General features: G+C 35.3%; 19 protein-coding genes and 1 riboswitch. Of the genes, 3 read left to right on the top strand and 16 right to left on the bottom strand.

Annotated features, from left to right (window positions below):
• Window positions 1-10 precede the first annotated feature (10 nt).
• From ychF to CYJ72_RS06850, 6 genes are all read right to left on the bottom strand, one after another.
• A complete protein-coding gene (ychF, locus tag CYJ72_RS06875; RefSeq protein ID WP_066126165.1) occupies window positions 11-1,111 on the bottom strand; it encodes a redox-regulated ATPase YchF in 1,101 nt (366 codons plus the stop codon).
• A gap of 15 nt (window positions 1,112-1,126) precedes the next feature.
• A complete protein-coding gene (locus tag CYJ72_RS06870; RefSeq protein WP_066126163.1) occupies window positions 1,127-1,336 on the bottom strand; it encodes a DUF951 domain-containing protein in 210 nt (69 codons plus the stop codon).
• 9 nt (window positions 1,337-1,345) lie between these two features.
• Window positions 1,346-2,230 (bottom strand): ParB/RepB/Spo0J family partition protein, encoded by an 885-nt coding sequence (locus CYJ72_RS06865; protein ID WP_066126162.1) that lies wholly within the window; start codon window positions 2,228-2,230, stop codon window positions 1,346-1,348.
• A complete protein-coding gene (locus tag CYJ72_RS06860) occupies window positions 2,223-2,984 on the bottom strand; it encodes a ParA family protein (RefSeq protein WP_066126161.1) in 762 nt (253 codons plus the stop codon). Before CYJ72_RS06860 ends, CYJ72_RS06865 begins: the two co-directional genes overlap by 8 nt.
• Window positions 2,985-2,999: 15 nt before the next feature.
• Window positions 3,000-3,719, bottom strand: a complete 720-nt coding sequence (gene rsmG, locus CYJ72_RS06855) for a 16S rRNA (guanine(527)-N(7))-methyltransferase RsmG (RefSeq protein WP_284628826.1) — start codon at window positions 3,717-3,719, stop codon at window positions 3,000-3,002.
• 299 nt (window positions 3,720-4,018) lie between these two features.
• A complete protein-coding gene (locus CYJ72_RS06850) occupies window positions 4,019-4,771 on the bottom strand; it encodes an NADPH-dependent oxidoreductase (protein WP_276645953.1) in 753 nt (250 codons plus the stop codon).
• Window positions 4,772-4,891: 120 nt separating this feature from the next.
• A riboswitch (THF riboswitch) is annotated at window positions 4,892-4,983 on the top strand.
• A gap of 34 nt (window positions 4,984-5,017) precedes the next feature.
• Here CYJ72_RS06850 and CYJ72_RS06845 point away from each other — a divergent pair.
• The 3 genes from CYJ72_RS06845 to mscL all read left to right on the top strand — a co-directional run bounded on the left by CYJ72_RS06845 (window position 5,018) and on the right by mscL (window position 7,613).
• A complete protein-coding gene (locus tag CYJ72_RS06845; RefSeq protein ID WP_066126155.1) occupies window positions 5,018-5,557 on the top strand; it encodes a folate family ECF transporter S component in 540 nt (179 codons plus the stop codon).
• Between the two features lie 476 nt (window positions 5,558-6,033).
• Window positions 6,034-7,143 carry an NAD(P)/FAD-dependent oxidoreductase gene (locus CYJ72_RS06840; protein ID WP_066126154.1) on the top strand — a complete coding sequence of 370 codons (1,110 nt, stop codon included), beginning with the start codon at window positions 6,034-6,036 and terminating at the stop codon, window positions 7,141-7,143.
• Between the two features lie 101 nt (window positions 7,144-7,244).
• Complete coding sequence (gene mscL, locus CYJ72_RS06835) at window positions 7,245-7,613, top strand: large conductance mechanosensitive channel protein MscL (RefSeq protein ID WP_066126243.1); 369 nt, start codon at window positions 7,245-7,247, stop codon at window positions 7,611-7,613.
• Window positions 7,614-7,663: 50 nt separating this feature from the next.
• Here mscL and ftsX read toward each other — a convergent pair whose 3' ends face one another.
• The 10 genes from ftsX to CYJ72_RS06785 all read right to left on the bottom strand — a co-directional run bounded on the left by ftsX (window position 7,664) and on the right by CYJ72_RS06785 (window position 19,168).
• Window positions 7,664-8,554, bottom strand: coding sequence for a permease-like cell division protein FtsX (ftsX, locus tag CYJ72_RS06830; RefSeq protein ID WP_284628820.1), 891 nt, complete (start codon window positions 8,552-8,554; stop codon window positions 7,664-7,666).
• The gene (gene ftsE / locus CYJ72_RS06825; protein ID WP_066126244.1) at window positions 8,541-9,227 is read right to left on the bottom strand and encodes a cell division ATP-binding protein FtsE; all 687 of its coding nucleotides are present in this window, start codon (window positions 9,225-9,227) and stop codon (window positions 8,541-8,543) included. The genes ftsX and ftsE overlap by 14 nt, the downstream gene beginning before the upstream one ends.
• 83 nt (window positions 9,228-9,310) lie before the next feature.
• A protein-coding gene (gene prfB, locus CYJ72_RS06820; protein ID WP_101812885.1) for a peptide chain release factor 2 occupies window positions 9,311-10,427 on the bottom strand; the annotation gives its coding sequence in 2 pieces (ribosomal slippage) (window positions 9,311-10,354 and window positions 10,356-10,427; 1,116 coding nt in all).
• Window positions 10,428-10,645: 218 nt separating this feature from the next.
• Window positions 10,646-13,081, bottom strand: a complete 2,436-nt coding sequence (gene secA, locus CYJ72_RS06815) for a preprotein translocase subunit SecA (RefSeq protein WP_066126247.1) — start codon at window positions 13,079-13,081, stop codon at window positions 10,646-10,648.
• A 171-nt stretch (window positions 13,082-13,252) separates the two neighbouring features.
• On the bottom strand, window positions 13,253-13,498 hold the full coding sequence (locus CYJ72_RS06810) for a hypothetical protein (RefSeq protein WP_066126249.1): 246 nt from the start codon (window positions 13,496-13,498) through the stop codon (window positions 13,253-13,255).
• 112 nt (window positions 13,499-13,610) lie between these two features.
• Window positions 13,611-14,165, bottom strand: coding sequence for a ribosome hibernation-promoting factor, HPF/YfiA family (gene hpf, locus CYJ72_RS06805; RefSeq protein ID WP_066126250.1), 555 nt, complete (start codon window positions 14,163-14,165; stop codon window positions 13,611-13,613).
• 209 nt (window positions 14,166-14,374) lie between these two features.
• Window positions 14,375-15,094: a ComF family protein gene (locus tag CYJ72_RS06800; RefSeq protein WP_284628808.1), complete on the bottom strand. Its 720-nt coding sequence runs from the start codon at window positions 15,092-15,094 to the stop codon at window positions 14,375-14,377.
• Window positions 15,087-16,439, bottom strand: a complete 1,353-nt coding sequence (locus CYJ72_RS06795) for an ATP-dependent helicase ComFA (protein ID WP_284628806.1) — start codon at window positions 16,437-16,439, stop codon at window positions 15,087-15,089. Before CYJ72_RS06795 ends, CYJ72_RS06800 begins: the two co-directional genes overlap by 8 nt.
• A gap of 94 nt (window positions 16,440-16,533) precedes the next feature.
• Window positions 16,534-17,571, bottom strand: coding sequence for an LLM class flavin-dependent oxidoreductase (locus tag CYJ72_RS06790; RefSeq protein WP_257876891.1), 1,038 nt, complete (start codon window positions 17,569-17,571; stop codon window positions 16,534-16,536).
• 361 nt (window positions 17,572-17,932) lie between these two features.
• Complete coding sequence (locus CYJ72_RS06785; RefSeq protein WP_101812890.1) at window positions 17,933-19,168, bottom strand: RNA-guided endonuclease TnpB family protein; 1,236 nt, start codon at window positions 19,166-19,168, stop codon at window positions 17,933-17,935.
• Between the last annotated feature and the right edge of the window lie 12 nt (window positions 19,169-19,180).

Genomic DNA, 19,180 nt, shown 5'->3' with positions numbered 1-19,180 from the left:
TCTTCCTCCATTATACGTTAAAGCGGAAAAGCATAATATCGCCATCTTGGACTACATATTCTTTACCTTCCGAACGATATTTACCTGCTTCACGTGCTTTTGCGACACTTTGATATGACATTAAATCATCGTAAGATAATGTTTCTGCACGGATAAATCCACGTTCAAAATCAGAATGAATAATGCCTGCTGCTTGTGGGGCTTTCATTCCTACTTTAAAAGTCCAGGCTCTTACTTCTTGCTCACCTGCTGTAAAATAGGTTGCTAATCCTAATAAACTGTAGGCTTTTTTAATTAGACGATCTAAACCAGATTCCGTCATACCATAATCTTCTAAGAAAATTTGTTTTTCTTCATCATCTAGCTCGGCAATTTCTTCTTCTAATCGTGCACAAACAGGTACAACTTCAGCGTCTTGAGTTTTAGCTAATGCCACTACTTGTGCTAAATATGGATTACCAGTAGGGTCAGCTACTTCATCTTCACCAATATTTGCGACATATAACATCTTTTTGCGAGTCAATAAAAAGAGGTTATGGACATATGGTAATTGTTCATCATAAAATTCAACGGTATTAGCCAATTGATTGTTTTCCAATGCCTCTTTTAATTTTTCTAAAACTTCCATTTCCGCTACGGCATCTTTATCTTTTGTTTTAGCAATTTTAGCTACTCGAGCCATTCGCTTTTCAACAGTATCTAAGTCAGCAAAAATTAATTCTAAATTAATGGTTTCAATATCGGAAATCGGATCAACTTTTCCAGATACATGTGTAATATTGCCATCATCAAAACAACGAACTACTTGACAGATAGCATCTACTTGACGGATATGACTTAAAAATTTATTACCTAAGCCTTCGCCCTTACTTGCTCCTTTAACAATTCCGGCAATATCTGTAAATTCAAATGTTGTCGGAACGGTTTTCTTAGGGCGTACTAATTTAGTAATATCGTTCAAACGATGATCAGGCACTTCTACCATCCCCACATTAGGTTCAATTGTAGCAAAGGGGTAATTTGCAGCTTCTACTCCCGCCTTTGTAATTGCATTAAATAAGGTTGATTTACCGACGTTTGGTAATCCAACGATTCCAGCTGTTAAAGCCATTCTTTCACTCTCTTTCTATTCACTCACTTGTTCTTCATGTTTTTGAAGAATCTTTTTCATTTTTTTCTCAAAATCTCGTCGTGTCATCGTAACAATATGCCCACAATGTTCACATTTGATACGAATATCCATGCCCATACGAATTATTTGCCAACGATTCGTTTGACAAGCATGTGGTTTGCGCATTTCAACGATATCTAGTTTATCATATACTTTATTTTCCATTCAATGCTCCTATAAATGAATATTTAATAAATCTAAAATTCTGATTAAATCGGACTGAGATAAAAATTCAATTTCTATTTTACCACGGTCCCCTTTTTGATGCACAGTAGCTGAAGTCCCAAAATATTCTTGCATTCTTTCTTCTACTGCTAAAATATGTGTTGGCTTACTTGCTGGCTTGTTTTTCTCATCTTTTTTTTGAGGTTCATCTTTTTTTTCATTTAAACTTTGAACCAATTCTTCTAATTGTCTCACCGTTAACTGATCTTTTACTACTTTTTCTGCAATAGCTACCACTTTACTCTTATCCTTTAAAGCGAGTAATGTTCTAGCTTGTCCCATTGAAAGTGAATTATCATTTAACAATTTTTTGACTGTTTCTGGTAGTGCTAATAGACGTAAATAATTGGCTATATAGGGACGACTTTTACCCATTCTTTCTGCAACTTCAGCTTGGGTTAATTTCAATTTTTCCATTAATACATTATATGCTTCTGCTTCTTCCATTGGACTGAGGTCTTCACGTTGTAAGTTTTCCAAAACAGCAATTTCAATCATTTGTTCTTCATCAATTTGACGAACAATGGCAGGTATTGTCTCTTTACCAGCTAATTGGCTAGCACGAACTCTTCGTTCACCTGCAATCAATTCATAGCCTTTAATAGTTGAACGACGTACTATAATCGGTTGAAAAACACCAGACTGTTTGATTGAGTCTGCTAATTCTTGTAAAGCTTTCTCATCAAAATTTTTACGAGGTTGATAAGGATTGCTTCGAATATCGGAAACTTTTAATTCAACTACTACTTCATTATCATTAGGTGTTTCTTCAAAAGTTGAAAACAAGGCATCCATTCCACGGCCTAACCCGCCTTTTTTAGCTTTATTAGCCATTTGCTAAAACCTCCTTTGCTAATTCAGTATACATCTCTGCTCCTCTTGAACGTGGATCATAGTCAATGATTGATTGTCCATAAGAGGGTGCTTCTGATAAACGAATATTTCTTGAAATAATGGTATTATATACTTTTTCTTGGAAATATTTTTTAACTTCTTCAACCACTTCATACCCTAGATTGGTGCGGGCATCTAACATTGTCAGTAAAACACCTTCAATACGAAAATCTGGATTATAACTGCGTTGCACTAAACGAATCGTATTGAGTAATTGGCTTAAGCCTTCTAATGCATAATATTCAGCTTGGACAGGTATTAATATCGTATCACTTGCTGTGAAGGCATTAATCGATAATTGACCAAGGGAAGGCGGGCAATCTACCAATATATAATCATATTGATCACGAAGTGGTTCGACCGCATTTTTTAATCTTGATTCACGGTTGGGAACACTCGCGAGTTCTAATTCTGCTGCTGCTAATTGAATGGTTGAAGGCACTATATACAGTCCTGCTCTAGAGGTTGGAAGAACACATGATTCCATTGGGATTTCATCGACTAATATCTCGTAAAGACTATTAATAACATCTGCTCGCTCTACTCCTAACCCACTGGTAGCATTTCCTTGGGAGTCTGAGTCAATAATCAAAACTTTTTTCCCTAATGCAGCTAAAGCTGCTCCTAAGTTTACTGTAGTAGTTGTCTTACCAACTCCACCTTTTTGATTACCCACTGCAATCATTTTTCCCATTATGTATTTCCTCCTTTATTTAATTGGTTGTTTCAATGGTTTTCCTGGCTTTCTTGGATATTTCTTCGGCGTATCCAAGGTTTTTCTTATTTTAATAAAGGTTCTTTCACTCTCTTCAAAAGGCAAAATATCCTCTACAACTGTTTCTAATTTAGCCCCTAAAACAGAAATGGCTTTTTGAGCTTCTTGTAATTCAGTATCCGATTTGGCCGCTTTTAATGCAATAAAATAGCCACCTTTTTTTACTAATGGTAAACAAAATTCTGATAGCACATTCAATGAAGCGACTGCTCTAGCTGTTGCGATATCAAATTGTCCTCTAAAATCAGGATTTTGACCAAAACCTTCGGCTCTACCATGTAATGCTTTAACGTTTTCTAAACCGAGTTGTTCGGTTAGGATTTTTAAAAAATTAATTCGTTTATTCAAAGAATCTATAATCGTAATGTCAAGCTCAGGCTTAATAATTTTCAACGGTATACTTGGAAAACCAGCGCCTGCTCCGACATCTACTAGCTTAATTTGATAATCTGCTAATGGCAATTCCCAAAGTACCATAATACTATCAAAAAAATGTTTGAGATAGACCTCTTCTTTTTCAGTAATCGCTGTTAAATTAATTTTTTCATTCCACTCAACTAATAATTGATAATATGTTTCAAATTGGTCAATTTGAGTAGGTGTTAATTCAATTCCTTTGTCCTTTAGCATCGCGATAAATAATTCTTGGTTCATCAAAATAACCCCTCTCTTTTCGTGAAACATTTTATGTTCCACACCATTATAACTTTAACTGAAATCAAGATGAATATCAACCTCTTTATTTTATCTATATTCATTTTAAATGTAACTATTTCTTTATTTAAAAGCTAGCTTAACTTTATATTCAAATATCGAAGATTTAAACTACAAAAATAAAGAGTCAACCATCAGTGTTCTTGTCCACATAGGAGTGCGATTTAATGATTTAAATAAAAAAATAGAGAGTCAGCAATCTTCAAAATCCTTACTAACTCTCTCATTTTGTAATTTTTCTACTCAAGGTTCAATTGATATCCTTGTCTTTGAACAACACGTAATAATTCCGCTCTTAATTTTGGTGCGGATTGATATTTGGCTACCACTTGATTGGTAAAACTATCTACTCTGCGATTTTTATCACGAGTATCGTAATATTCTTGCATCTGTTGATCATAAGCCGCTAAATCAACTACTATATCATCTCGTTTTGGATACTCATTTTCACCTAATTTTAGCTTAAGATTCATTCTAGGTTTTAATTGTGGTTCATCATCTGGATAACCAAAACCAAGTCCTAATATAGGAAAAGTTAATTCTGGTAAATTAAATAAATTAACTACTGCTTGCGCATCGTTTAAAATACTTCCAAAGTAAACAGCCCCCATTCCCAATGCTTCAATGGCATTGGTAGCATTTTGGGCTGCTAAATAACTATCGGCTGCTCCTTGAAAGAAAAAGTCCATCGAACGATAACTTTCTCCTTGATATCCTTTGGCTTTGGCAATAGTAGCATTACGATAGTTATCAATTACAAAAATAAATAATTCTGGTACTTTTGTAATATAGGCTTGTTTAGTGATTTCAGCTAGCTTAGATCGCTTTTCTTGATCAGTTACTCGAATAATTGAAAAAGCTTGTAATGCATTACTACTAGCGGTTTGATTGATCACTTCTAAAATAGTATTCAATTGTTCTGGCGCTACTTGCTTATCTTTAAAAAAACGAATTGTCCGATGATTTAATTGCTTTTTAATCATTTCATTCATATTCTTCACCTCATAAAATGAGTGTAAACTCTCGCATGTTGAACTGTCAACTACAAGCCTCCTCTATACTTATAATGTTTTTAATGGTATATTACTTATATCAGTCATCAAAAATACTATAACAGAGTAGAGAAATTGCGTTAAGTGCTATCAGATGGAATGTTGCTGTTAGACGAAGAGTATGCTCGCGGTAATTTCTCGCATTCGCTGCTTAATTGTAGCTCTCTGTCTCAAAGGAGAGTTTTTATGGAAAAAATATTTAACAATAAGCGACATCAATTGTCTGCTTTTCAAATTTCACTCTTAGGAATTATTTTAGGCTTAAGAATTGCATTGGGATTTTTACCATCAGTGAAAATTGAACCTTTTGTTCAATTTGGTTTTGGTTTCATTGGTGCTGGTTTATCAGGAATTCTATTTGGTCCATGGTACGCACTTATTATTGGGATTTTCAACGATATTATTGGTGCCCTCTTGACCGGCCAGAACTTCTTTTTTGGTTACACACTTAGTGCAGCCTTAGGAGGTTTCATTTATGGTTATGGTTTTTGGCGTCAAAAGATTACTTTAAAACGAGTCTTTTTAGTAGTGCTTGTTATTACTTTATTCGTAAATTTAGGTCTCGGTTCTTTATGGGTTCGAATGATGACTGGAAAAGCTTGGGAAGTATTCATGGGAATGCGTATTATAAAAAATACTATTTCTTTATTTTTAAACACTGCCATCCTTTATTCCCTATTTAACCATCCGATTATTAAAAAATATATTCAACAATATCAATTTTAACAACCTATCTGATGACTGATTATTAACATTCAAAAATTTAGGAGGGAATAGGCAATATGTAGAAAATTAGCTGATTTTCACTGCGTCTGTTCACCCCACATATTGAGTGGTCTCAAACTGTGTCTTAATGACTTGGTTGAGGCCATTTAACTTTTGTGCTATCAATTAAATCGTTCAAACTAAACGATTTTTTAAGTTTTGTTCTAGCCTCCTCATTTCTATCTCTTTAGGATTTCGGACTCTTTAAAAATGGGTTTCGTTTTGGGAGTGGACAAGAAGTAGAAAACCAAATGATTGTCCTTCGTCTGCCCACCCCCGCATATTGAGTGGTCTCAAACTGTGTCTTAATGACTTGATTGAGGCCATTTAACCACTTCGCGATAAACTAAATGACTTAGATCCAAAAACTTTTAAGTTTTTACTTTGTCTTTATGATAAAATAAATCTAACTATTAATAAAGGAAGAAGGCAAAATAATGAAACAAATCGCCATTGTTGGTGGTGGTATTGTTGGATCTACCGCTGCATATTACTTAACGAGGTCTGGTTACCATGTCACGCTCTTCGATGAAGGGACAGGTCAAGCTACCAAAGCAGCTGCCGGAATTATCTGTCCATGGTTTAGTCAAAGACGCAATAAACCTTGGTATCATCTTGTGTCAAAAGGCGCTGAATTTTATCGTCAACTTATAGCGGATTTATCCAGTGATTCATTTGATGTTGCTAACATTTTTGAAGAACAAGGAACGTTACTCATTCGCAAATCAGAAAAAGCCTTGAATCGTGACCAGAAAGCTGCGAAAGAAAAAAGAAAAGACTCTCCAGCTATTCAAGAAGTTAAGACTGTCTGGAATGATAATCTAAAAGATTACTGTCCCCTATTGGAAACAAATTTAAATGCTACGTTTGTGACAGGTGGCGCCCGTGTAGATGGACTTGGTTTAATCAACACCTTACATGCCGCTATTCAAAAATTAGGTGGGACGATCTACTATGAAACAGCTCAATTAAGATCACCCGATACACTCTCCTCACCTTCTTTAGGACAAAAACAATTTCAAGCAATCTTATTAGCAGCAGGAGCGTGGTTACCCAATTTATTAAATCCTTTAGGATACACAGTCGATATTCGACCTCAAAAAGGACAGCTCTATACGATTCAAAATAATCAATGGCAAAATAACCAATGGCCTGTTATTATGCCCCCAGGAAAAATAGATATTATCCCTAATAAAAAAGGGGAAATTGTACTCGGTGCTACTCACGAGGATGATCAAGGTTTTGACCTGACCGTTGATGCTTCAAAATTAAAAGAATTAACAGCTGAAGCTAAATTATGGATACCTAGTATTGATCAGTATCAGATTAAATCCACACGTGTAGGAACACGTGCTTATACGTCTGATTATTCCGTTTTAGTAGGACAAGTACCCGAAACCCATACTTTATGGGCCATTTCTGGACTCGGCTCATCTGGTCTCACTAGTGGTCCTTATTTAGGATATCAATGGAGTCAGTTGATAATGAATGGACAATGGGATATCAATCCCAATGACTACCCTATTGAAAAATATATTACAAAGTAAATTTATAATCTTTATTAATAAGGATTGGCACCTTTTTAAATGAAATTATTTCAAATTTATGGTATAGTTGACACACATTGAAGAATTTAGGAGGGGAAAAAATGTGGAAAGAGTTTAAAGAGTTTATTGCTAATGATAATATTTTACAATTAGCAACTGCTGTTATTATGGGTACTGCTTTTACTGCAATTATTACTAGTTTAGTTGAAGATATTTTTATGCCAATCATTGTCGCCATCACGGGTCAAGCTGACGTTTCAGGTATTGCTTTAAAAATTGGAAACACTACTTTAGGTGTTGGTAACTTTATTCAAGCTATTATTAATTTTCTTTTAATCGCAGCTTTCTTATTTATGGTTATTAAAGGTTTAGAAAAAGTTCAAAGACCTAAACCTGTTGAAGAAGGTCCGGCTGCACCAACTGAAACTGAATTATTACAAGACATTTTAACCGAATTACGTAAAAAATAACTCTATAAAAAACGTTGTGAACCATTTTCTGCTTCACAACGTTTTTTATCTTATATTCTTAAAAATTGGCGCATCGAACGACGGGCTCCAAAAATACCTAAAATGATTCCTATAATCAATATGCCGATTCCAATATATATCAATAATGGCATCGTTGGTAAAAATTGGATATTTACCATTCCAAAAATTTGTCCCGGTACGCGACGAACAGCTTCGTAAATAGCATAGAGTATACCAAAGGCAATGCCTGCGCCCAAAATACCGATAAAAGCTCCTTCGTAAGCAAAGGGTGCTCGGATAAAGCTATTTTTGGCTCCTACTAAACGCATAATCTCAATTTCTGTCTGTCTGGCAAAGATTGTAAGACGAATCGTATTACTAATTAATAATACCGCTACTACAATTAAAATAGCCGCAATCACAGCGAGAATATAACGTAAGACATCAATCTGCTTGAATAAATTATCTGCTGTTAAAGCACCGTAATTCGCTTCTGAAACATACTTTAAGTCATTAATCTGATTGGCAACTTCGCTAATGTTGTCAACATCATCTACGTCTACAACGTATACATTTAATAAAGGATTTGCATCGCCTTCATGGAGAGCAAATTCTTCCCCTACATTTTCGATTAAGGCTTCTAGCTCTTCATCTTTAGTCCGATACGTAATCGTCTTAACATGTTGTATCGCTTGAATTTCTTCTTTTAACAATTTTTCATCTTGCTCATTGGCGGCAGCATCTATCATTACGCGAATTTGAATACTGGATTCAACATCTGAAGTAATCTTTTCAATATTGGTTAAAAGTAAGACGAGCCCTCCTATCATAAACAAGGTTAAAGCCATTGTAAAAACGGAAGCGGTTGTCATCCAACCATTTCTAAATAAATTCCGGATACCATCACGAACATGACGGAAGAAATTTCTAATGATGATCATCGTATTCCCCCTTATAATCATCGCGAACCAAGTGTCCTCGGTTCAATTCTAATACACGATGACGGTAGTCATTAACGAATGTTTCGTTATGTGTTCCCATGATAACAGTGGTGCCTAAATTATTGATATCTTCCAATAATTTCAAAATTCCTAGAGCGGTCTCAGGATCTAAATTACCAGTCGGTTCATCGGCAATTAGAATAGCGGGCTTATTAACGACTGCCCTAGCAATCGCCACTCTTTGTTGCTCTCCACCAGATAATTCTTCTGGTAGCTGATTGACTTTCGTTCTTAAACCTACTTGCTCTAACACTTCATTGACTCGATGCTTAATATCTTTACTTTTCTTACCAGTGACTTCCATTGCATAAGCAACATTTTCATAAACGGTTAGTTTGGGTAATAATTTAAAATCCTGAAAAACAACTCCTACATAACGTCTTAAAAAAGGGACCTCTTTGTCCTTCATTTTAGGCATTTGATATTTACCTACTTGAACCCGTCCTTTCGTAGGAACTTCTTCGCGATAAAGTAATTTCATAAAAGTTGATTTTCCTGAACCACTTGGTCCGACTAAATAAACAAATTCACCTTGCTCAATACGTAAGGTGATATTGTCTAATGCTTTAATACCATTAGGATATTGCTTCGTTACATTCGTTAGTTCTATCATCATTTTCTCCTTTTCAGGTATTTTCTCATTTAGTTTAACATAAAAATATTATTATCTTTTGTCAAACGAGTATCAAATCATTGTCATTCTTCTCGATGATCTTGAATACGCCATTTTAAATAGGCATCAATAAACTCATTTAAATCGCCATCCATTACTGCTTGAGCATTACCCGTCTCATAATTGGTACGGTGGTCCTTTACCATTGAATAAGGGTGAAAAACATACGATCTAATTTGTGAACCCCAAGCAATTTTACTTTGTTCTCCTTTTAATTCCGCAATTTCTTGGGCCTTTTTTTCTTCCTCCAATTGATAGAGTTTTGCTTTTAATAATTTCATTGCCAAATCACGGTTTTGAAATTGTGAGCGTTGAGATTGACTTTGTGTTACAATGCCAGTTGGAATATGCGTGATTCGGATTGCCGAACTGGTTTTATTAATGTGTTGACCTCCAGCTCCCGATGCTCGATAAGTATCAATCCGTAAATCATCTTGATTGATTTCTAATTCAATCGTATCATCAATCATCGGTGTGACTTCAACTGAACAAAACGAGGTGTGTCGACGACTGTTCGAATCAAATGGCGAAATCCTTACTAAACGATGGACACCTTTTTCTGATTTCAAATATCCATAAGCATTATGCCCTTCAATTTCCAGAGTCACACTTTTAATACCGGCCTCTTCACCATCTTGATAGTCTACCATACTCACATTAAAACCATTTTGGTCTGCCCAACGTTGGTACATTCTTAATAACATACTACCCCAATCTTGTGATTCGGTCCCACCAGCACCGGGATGAATCTCTAAAATAGCATTCGAGGCATCATGTGGTTCTGATAATAATAATTTCAATTGATAATTCGTTAAACTTTTTTTCAACTGACCTACTTGTTCAATTGCTTCTTCCATTAAATCATGATCATCAGATTCTTCAAATAGTTCGACTGCCATTGAAATCTCTTCAAACTGTCCTTCTAATCCTTTAAAAGTTTGATAAGTAGATTTTGCTTCATTCAATAAATTAATAGTCTTTTGAGCTTGTTCATTATCATCCCAAAAATGGGCATCCGTCATTTGATGCTCATAATCTGCAATATCGGCTTCTAATGCATCAAAGTCAAAGAGACCCCCTAAAACTATTTATCTGTTTTTCGGCTTCTGTCATAAACTGTTTAATCTCATATAATTCCATCGGTAATTAATATTCCTTTCTTTAGAAAAAGAGAGTGGACTAGAAGTTGAAAATCTGTGATTTTCGCTTCTACAGCCCACCCCTCACAGTTGACTCGTTTTTAAAACCCGTCCAACCGAACTTTGTTTTAAGTCAGTCAACCACTGCACTTTTAGATTGTTAAGAAGGTCGTGAAAAGCATAATCTTAATATGCTCCACCTGTCTTCACATAATAATATTATTTAATCGCATCTTTTGGTGCTGAACTAGGCGCTGGACGAGCTGCAGGATTATTCACTTGCTCACGTTCCACATTTTGTCTAATTTGAGCCTTCATAACAAAACGCGTGATATCCGCTTCAATTGCAGCGATCATCTCTTGGAATCGTTCATAACCTTCAGTTTGATATTCCGTTAATGGGTTTGTTTGTGCATAAGCACGTAATCCGACACCTTGTCTTAAATGATCCATCATATCAATATGATCTGTCCATTTCGCATCTACCACTTTAAGGGTAATTACTTTTTCAAACTCATTGACCTGTTCTGGTGTTGCAAGGGTTTGAATCTTTTCATCATACGCTTTAGATGCTTTATCGTATAAATAATCAACCAATTGTTTTGGTGATTTACCTTGTAAGTCAGCTAATGAAATTTTGTCTGGATGGAATAATGAATTGTGGGAAAATTCTAATAAGCCTTCTAAATTCCATGTTTTCTTTTCACCTTCAGTAGCATAATCTACTTGGGCTTGAATCGTACGTTTAATCATTGCTTTAATATAAGGAGTTAAGCTACCTTCTTCTTGAATAACTTGTAAACGTTGACCATAAATAACTTCACGTTGTTCACGCATGACTTCATCATATTCTAGAACGTTTTTACGGGTATCATAGTTATTACCTTCAACACGTTTTTGAGCTGATTCAACTTGACGTGATAACATCTTACTTTGAATTGCTACATCCTCATCTTCATCTTCAGTCATATTTAATTTTTGCCAAACAGCTTGGACACGATCTGAACCAAAGCGACGCATTAAATCATCTTCTAAAGATAAATAAAATTGAGAAGCACCTGGATCTCCTTGACGACCCGCACGTCCACGTAATTGATTATCAATACGACGTGATTCATGGCGTTCTGTTCCGATTACACATAAACCGCCTATTTCTTTTACACCACTACCTAATTTAATGTCAGTACCACGACCAGCCATGTTCGTTGCAATCGTAACAGCACCACGTTGCCCTGCTTGCATCACGATTTCCGCTTCTTTAAAGTGGTTTTTAGCGTTCAACACTTCGTGTGGTATGCCTTCTTGTGTTAGTAAACGCGATAAGTATTCACTGGTTTCCACCGCAACTGTCCCCACCAAAATCGGTTGCCCTTTTTCATGGCGTTCCTTGATGTCTTTAACGACTGCACGGAATTTGGTTTTTAAGTTTGGATATAATAAATCGGCTGCATCATCACGAATAACTGGACGGTTGGTCGGTATTGAAACAACATTCATATTATATATCTCGCGGAACTCTTCTTCTTCTGTTTTAGCAGTCCCGGTCATTCCGGATAATTTTTCATACATACGGAAATAATTTTGGAAAGTAATGGTCGCCATTGTTTTGGATTCATTTTCAATTTCGACGCCTTCTTTTGCTTCAATCGCTTGATGTAAGCCATCAGAATAACGTCGTCCTTCCATAATACGTCCTGTAAATGGATCGACGATTTTTACTTTACCTTCATCAACTACATAATCAATATCATGAATCATGATGTAATTGGCACGTAACGCCTGATCAATATGGTGAACTAGAGCCGTATTATTAACATCATAAAGATTTGGTAAACGGAAGACACGTTCCGCTTTATCAACCCCGGTATCGGTTAAGGCAATCGTTTTAGAAGTTAAATCAATAGTATAATCTTCTTCTTCTTTTAATCCTTTTGCAAAATAATCAGCACGTGAATAAAGAGCCGTTGAACGACCTGCTTGGCCTGAAATAATTAGAGGTGTACGAGCCTCATCAATTAAAATAGAGTCTACCTCATCCACTACCGCAAAATGTAAAGGACGTTGAACCATTTGATGCTTATAAACAACCATGTTGTCACGTAAATAGTCAAAGCCTAATTCATTATTAGTCGAATAAGTCACATCACAATTGTAAGCCGCACGTTTTTCCGCCGCTGACATACTGTTCAAGTTTAAACCAACTGTTAGGCCTAGGAAACGGAAGACTTCACCCATCTCCTTTGAGTCACGTGTGGCTAAATAATCGTTAACCGTTACAACGTGAACCCCTTTTCCAGTTAAAGCATTTAAATAAACAGGCATTGTTTCGGTTAATGTTTTACCTTCACCGGTTTTCATTTCGGCAATATCACCATTATGGATAACAAGCCCACCTTGAATTTGTACTTTATAAGGGAATAACCCTAAAACACGTCTTGCTGCTTCACGGGTCACCGCAAATGCTTCAACGGTAATATCATCAAGGGTCTCACCTTTAGATAAACGTTCTTTAAAGATATTAGTTTGACCACGTAACTCTTCATCGGTCATATCCTTGTAACGTTGTTCTAATTCCATTACTTTATCAGCAATTTTTGCTGTTCTTTTCAATTCTGCTTTGTCATTTTCAAACATATTTTTCAGAATATTCGCCATTAATTCATAGCTCCTTTGTCAATCAATCTTTATCTTTTATAATCTCAATTAAAATTATACATTCACTCTCTCATTATATCATTAAAGCTATCTAAATAGAAACATTTTTTCTATTTTAAACATATCTTAGCACATCATTTAGCTTTTCACATTATTTTGCTTTGAATTAGATTAAACAAAGAAACTAATGATGCCGGCAATCAAATAACCGACTAAAATAATAGGGAAAAAATCTACTGGTTTTCCCATAGAATGGGTTTTACCTATATTCATCACATCATGATGATTTTGACCAAATAAAATAATAAATGATAAAATGAGACCTATAAAATAAGCCATTGGTACGTTAAGAACCAGAATTAGCCCTATTACCATAGCGAAGATAAATGTCACAATTTTCTTCTGACTTTGATTCATAAAATCCTCCTAATCTTCATTTTCATTTTAGATTATAACATAAGAAAAGGATGGTAAACGAATGAACTCCTATGAATTCTTTCGTTTTCCCATCCTTAATTAGTTAATTTACTTACATTGAAGCTGTTTCAATTAAACCATAACGTCCATCTTTACGACGGTACACAATGTTAATTTCATCTGTTTCAGCATCAGTGAAGATAAAAAAGTCATGTCCAAGCATATTCATTTGTAATACTGCTTCTTCACTGTCCATTGGTTTTAAATTCACACGTTTTGAACGTACAATCTCTAATTCAGTTTCTGATTCAGGTTTTACATCTTCTGCAACAAATTGTGTTGCCAATCCATCAAATCCACGTTCTCTAGATTTGCGATGAATTTTTGTTTTATATTTGCGTACTTGTCTTTCTAATTTATCCACAACTAAATCAATACTTGCATATAAATCTGGAGTGGTTTCTTCTGCACGCAATACTAAAAATGATAGTGGAATCGTTACTTCAGCTTTTGCAGTTTTATCAGGATAAACTTTTAAATTAACATACGCTGTTGCTTCAGGTACATCATCAAAGAAACGTTCTAATTTTGAAACTTTCTTTTCTGCATAATCTCGTATTGCTTTAGTAACCTCAATATTTTCTCCACGAACATTATACGTAAACATACAAATCCCTCATTTCATATAAAGTTACAATGAGTAAATTCATCATTTTGATTCCGCTAAAAATAGGAGCTTTCTTCTCAATGACTTCTTTTACTATTGTTAAAAAGCATTGGCTAGCTTTTAACATATTATACCACATTTTTAATTTTTTGGAAACGTAATCAAATATTTTATCGCATAGTTTTCAAATATTTTCATAATATTATTGTTTATATTAAACTATCACGTGCCAGAGTAAGACTTAAACATCGTTCAATTGAATGTTGAAATAACAGTTCTTTCGCTCTAATTAGGGTGGTTCCCGTTGTATAGACATCATCCACGATTAAAATATTTTTTGTCTCTAACTTTTCATTGTTGATTATAAAGGGTTGCACTAAATTCAATCGTTCTTTTTTATTTTTCTTAGCCTGACTCTGTCCTGGCTGATGAATATTATAATCGAATAATTCTTGATAAGGAATATGGGCTAATTCAAACAAAACCTGTATTTGATTAAACCCTCTTTTTTTATAATTTTGCGGTGAACTGGGTAAATAAGTCCATGTATAATTTGAATATTGATAATAGTATTCTTTCAAAATTGGTAGCATGATTTGTGCTTGTCTGATATCCCCTAAATATTTATAATCACGAATCCAATCTTTAAAAAAATCATTATATTCAAAAATAGAACGATGATTTAAATAGTTTTCATCATATAACTTTAACCATTGTTGGCAATCGAAACAAATTGTTTCATCAACTTTTATTAGTGGATGTTGACAGTAGCAACAGACTCCTTTAGTAGCACATTTTTTTAATTTTGACTGACAGCTTTCACAACATGATGGCCACTCAATGGTAGTAAAACTCCAAATTTGTTGCCAACTTAATTGTTGACGTAACGGATCTTGACATCTTAAACAATGGGTTATTTCATCAATCATTAAGTAGTCCCATCTTTCTAGCAAGACGATTCATTTTCCTAATATTATGACGAGCTTTAATCATTGATACACTAATACCATAATGCGCATACCATAGTTCTCCTGTAGGATAATTCGGTTTGCGCCCAACACGACCACTCATTTGAATAATCGCCGAACTACTATAAGCTCGATCCTCACTACCAATAATCATGACCTGACAATTTGTAAAAGTCACACCTCTTTCTAAGATTGTGGTACTGATTAAAGTAGATAATTCTCCTTGTCGTAACTGATGTACTTTTTCTTTGCGCAAATAATCTTTCGCATGAACAACAGCCATTTTGTTAGCAAGTGCTTCTGCTTGTAGCCATTCATATAAAGCTTCAGCTAAAAGAATATCAGGCATAAATATCAATTTTACACCTTTTAATAATAAAAATTGTTTTATTTTAACCATTAAGGATCCTGAAGACTGTTTTAGCATTATTTGTTGACGCCAATCGCCAATCCAAATAAATTGTGGTTCTGGAAGTGGATAACGATGATATCGTGCAGGTAAAATCGTTCTTTCAGCCTTTTTTTGCCTTATTAACTTCTCAATATAACTATCTGGTGTTGCTGTTAGATAAATTAATTTTCCTTCCTTTTTCACCGCATTTTTGACCGCAAAATGTAAGCTATCATCTCCCGCTAAGGGAAAGGCATCCACTTCATCGACAATAATTAAGTCAAAAGCATGATAAAATTTCCATAATTGATGGGTGGTCGCGATGACAATCCGGGTATAATGATAGGCTTCTGTCATGGTCCCATGAAGCGTGATGACTTTCACGGTCTTGAAAGCTTCTTGTAGACGTGGTGCTAATTCTAAACAAACATCAATTCTAGGCGAAGCCATCGCTACTCTGCCTCCTTGCTGTAATACTTTCTCAATAACTTTAAAAATCATTTCTGTTTTACCCGCACCTGTTACTGCTTGAATAATGTGGATTTTTTGATACTGATGAAGCTTGTTACACATAGCTGTTGATGCTCGATGTTGTTCATCAGAAAGTTGTCCGCGCCAAGTAAGGAGTGGACTATCGTCAACTTGATGTTGATAGGCTGGAATGCGATACAAAAATTCTGCTGAACTTATTCTTCCTAATTGTAAACAATTTATACAATAAACCCTCTCTTTATTAAGTTGTTTAAACTTGGTCTGATTCCCACAGCGTTGGCATTGCCAATGATTGTTCTTTAATTTTATGATGGCTGGAATTTTTTCGAAAAGAGTCACTTGGTGTTCCAACTCTGATACTAATATTTGAAATTTTTCTAAATCAGACACACTTAATTGTCTGCCGGCTAATGCTACTTCCATTTCTTCACCTTCTTTATAAGTAAATACGTGAAAAAAATAAAAACTCTTGAATCAATGAATGATTTTTTCATTTCATCGAGACAAGAGTTCTATCTTATTTAGTTGTATATTTTTTTACTTCAGGAATTACTTTTTCGCCCAATAAGGTAATCGTCCGTTTAACTTCTTCAAATGGCATGCCACCAAAATCGATTTGTCCAATATAGCGAGTCATTCCCAATTCTTCATACTGTTTAATTAATTTTTCTACTACCAATTCTGGGCTTCCGACATTAATGACTGAATCAAGATTTTTAGCTTTTTCAAATTGTTTTCTCTCAATTCCTTGTTCATTCACCGTAATGGAACCCTCATTGATAAATGGATAGTAATCATCAATTGCTTGTGATGTGTCAGGTCGCACAAATAAATAGCTTGCAACAGCTAATGGGAACTGGCTTGGTTCAAAGCCTTCATGGTTTAACGACTGACGATATTGATCAATTAATAATTGATAATGTTTTAAATCCCCACTAAAGTGCGATACATAAATTGGATCCCCTGCCTGACCAGCCTGTTTTACTGACTCTAAACTTCCGCCAACAGCTCGCCAAATTGGTAATCCTTGTTCCTGAAGAGCACGGGGTAATACAGGAACATTATTTAAAGGAGCACGATGTTCACCGGTCCAGTTAACAACTTCCCGTTGATTGATTAATTTTAAAAGTTCAAATTTTTCATTAAATAAGGCTTCGTAATCAGCTAATTCAAATCCTAATGTCTCATAGAGACCCGTCCGAGCAGACCTTCCACATACCAATTCCATTCGACCATCTGATAGTAAATCAATTGTTGATGCGGCTTCGTATACCCTTACTGGATCAGCTACGCCTATAATGGTAGCACCTGAAGCTAAGCGAATCGTTTTAGTACTTTGAGCAATCGCGCTTAAAATAATTAAATGGGCTTGACTAATAAAATTGCGTTGATGTGATTCTCCTACTTGAAAAATGTCAAAACCAGCTTGTTCGGCTAATTGTGCCATTTCAATAATATTTTTAATCCGTTCTTGTGGCGTAATCAATTGTTTGGTATGAGGGTTTACAACATGTTCTCCTAAAGTATATAAACCTATTTCTAATCTTGTGGACACATAATCCCTCCTAAATATCTAATCCATTTAAAATTATGCTTTTATTTACCTTTTCATCATACCTTAAAGCGTTAAAAAATTCTACCGCTATCTAAAATATAAAGATAAAAAATAAAAAAGGAATGAGAGTGAAGTAAAAAAATAACTTACCTTCAACTAACCCACTCCCGAACTAAACAGCTCTATGCAATTCCTATAAGTACAACATCAACTACTCTCTGTTAAAACAGAGAGTTTGTCCTAAACATGGTGGTTGTACAAACGATGTAATATCTCCAACCGTTTAAAGACACTAAGGGATGGTTGACTGGCACCCCATCAATAAGCAGTCTGTAGACACTTACCGTATATTGTTTTATTTTTAATAATTTTGTATTGGCACAACTTTTTCAAACCGTGGGTTTTTCTCACTCGACAGATATCGGTGACCCAATTCTTGAATATTGATAGCTGCCACACGGTCATCATTTGATTGATACCCACAATTCTGACAAGTAAACAAGTGCTTATCTTGTTGTCTATTCGCTTTATCAATTGATTCGCATTTTGGACAACGTTGGGACGTAAATTGTGCGGATACTTTTAAAACTTGCGAACCACTTTCTAAAGCTTTGTACATTAACTTTTCTTCAAAATCGAAGAATCGCCAAGAATGGTGTTCATACCGTGCATCTTGCTTACGATGGTGAGTCGTGTTAAAAGTAACGTTCGTAAGATCTTCCATCACAAACAAGGTATTGGCCCCGTATCGGTCAACGAGTGTCTTTGATAATTGATGGTTCACATCATTCATCCAGCGGTTCTCTCGTCTTTCAATTGTTTTAAGGCGTCTACGACTTGATTTGGTGTTCTTCGCTTGTAAGGACTGGCGCAATTTCTTAAAATGCCGTCTTTTCTTTATCAAGCTTTTACCCGAATAGAAGGTAGTATGAGCTGTATCATCCGCAATCGTTAGTATCTGTCTTAAACCACGGTCAATGCCTACAATCCGTTGAATATTAGCTTCATCTGGGTTGTCTATCTCTTTACTGGCGGACACGTGTAAGAACCACTTACCCTTACGACAGAGTAATTCAGCTTGACCGAACTTGTAAGCATTTTGGCTAAATTGTTGAAGATAAGCGATATGTTGCTTATCACAAGACACTTTAATTCGTCCTTGATTGGTCGTCAGTGAATAGGTGTCGTCTTGATGATAAGCGTAGTTACGATTACGTACGAACACAGCGACTGGTCGCTTAAACCCTAGGGGTTTCGTTAAATGGTAAAGGTCTTTATATAGCGTATGATATTGACCTGTATGGATATCTTTATAACGCTTAGGTTTTTGTTTAAACTGTGTTTTCACGGTCTTATATCTCGCGATTACCGTACGCATCACGGACTGGGCCATTTGCGATTGCAGTCCAAAATCCTGACGTATCTGACGATACAAGGCGTTATGCAAAGTCGCTTGACCTAATTCAAAGTCATGGTCAAAGATATATGTCGAAACAAAATTACAAGCGTTTAAAAACTGTTGTTGGGTTTCTTCGAATTTTTCAATATCACGAGCACTTGGGTATAATTGCACTTTAATCGTTTTCGTTAACTGCATCTTGTCACCTCT

This window comes from Globicatella sanguinis (genome assembly GCF_002847845.2).
In the GTDB taxonomy this organism is placed as follows: Bacteria; Bacillota; Bacilli; order Lactobacillales; family Aerococcaceae; genus Globicatella; species Globicatella sanguinis.
This window is presented reverse-complemented; position numbering and strand designations above follow the sequence as displayed.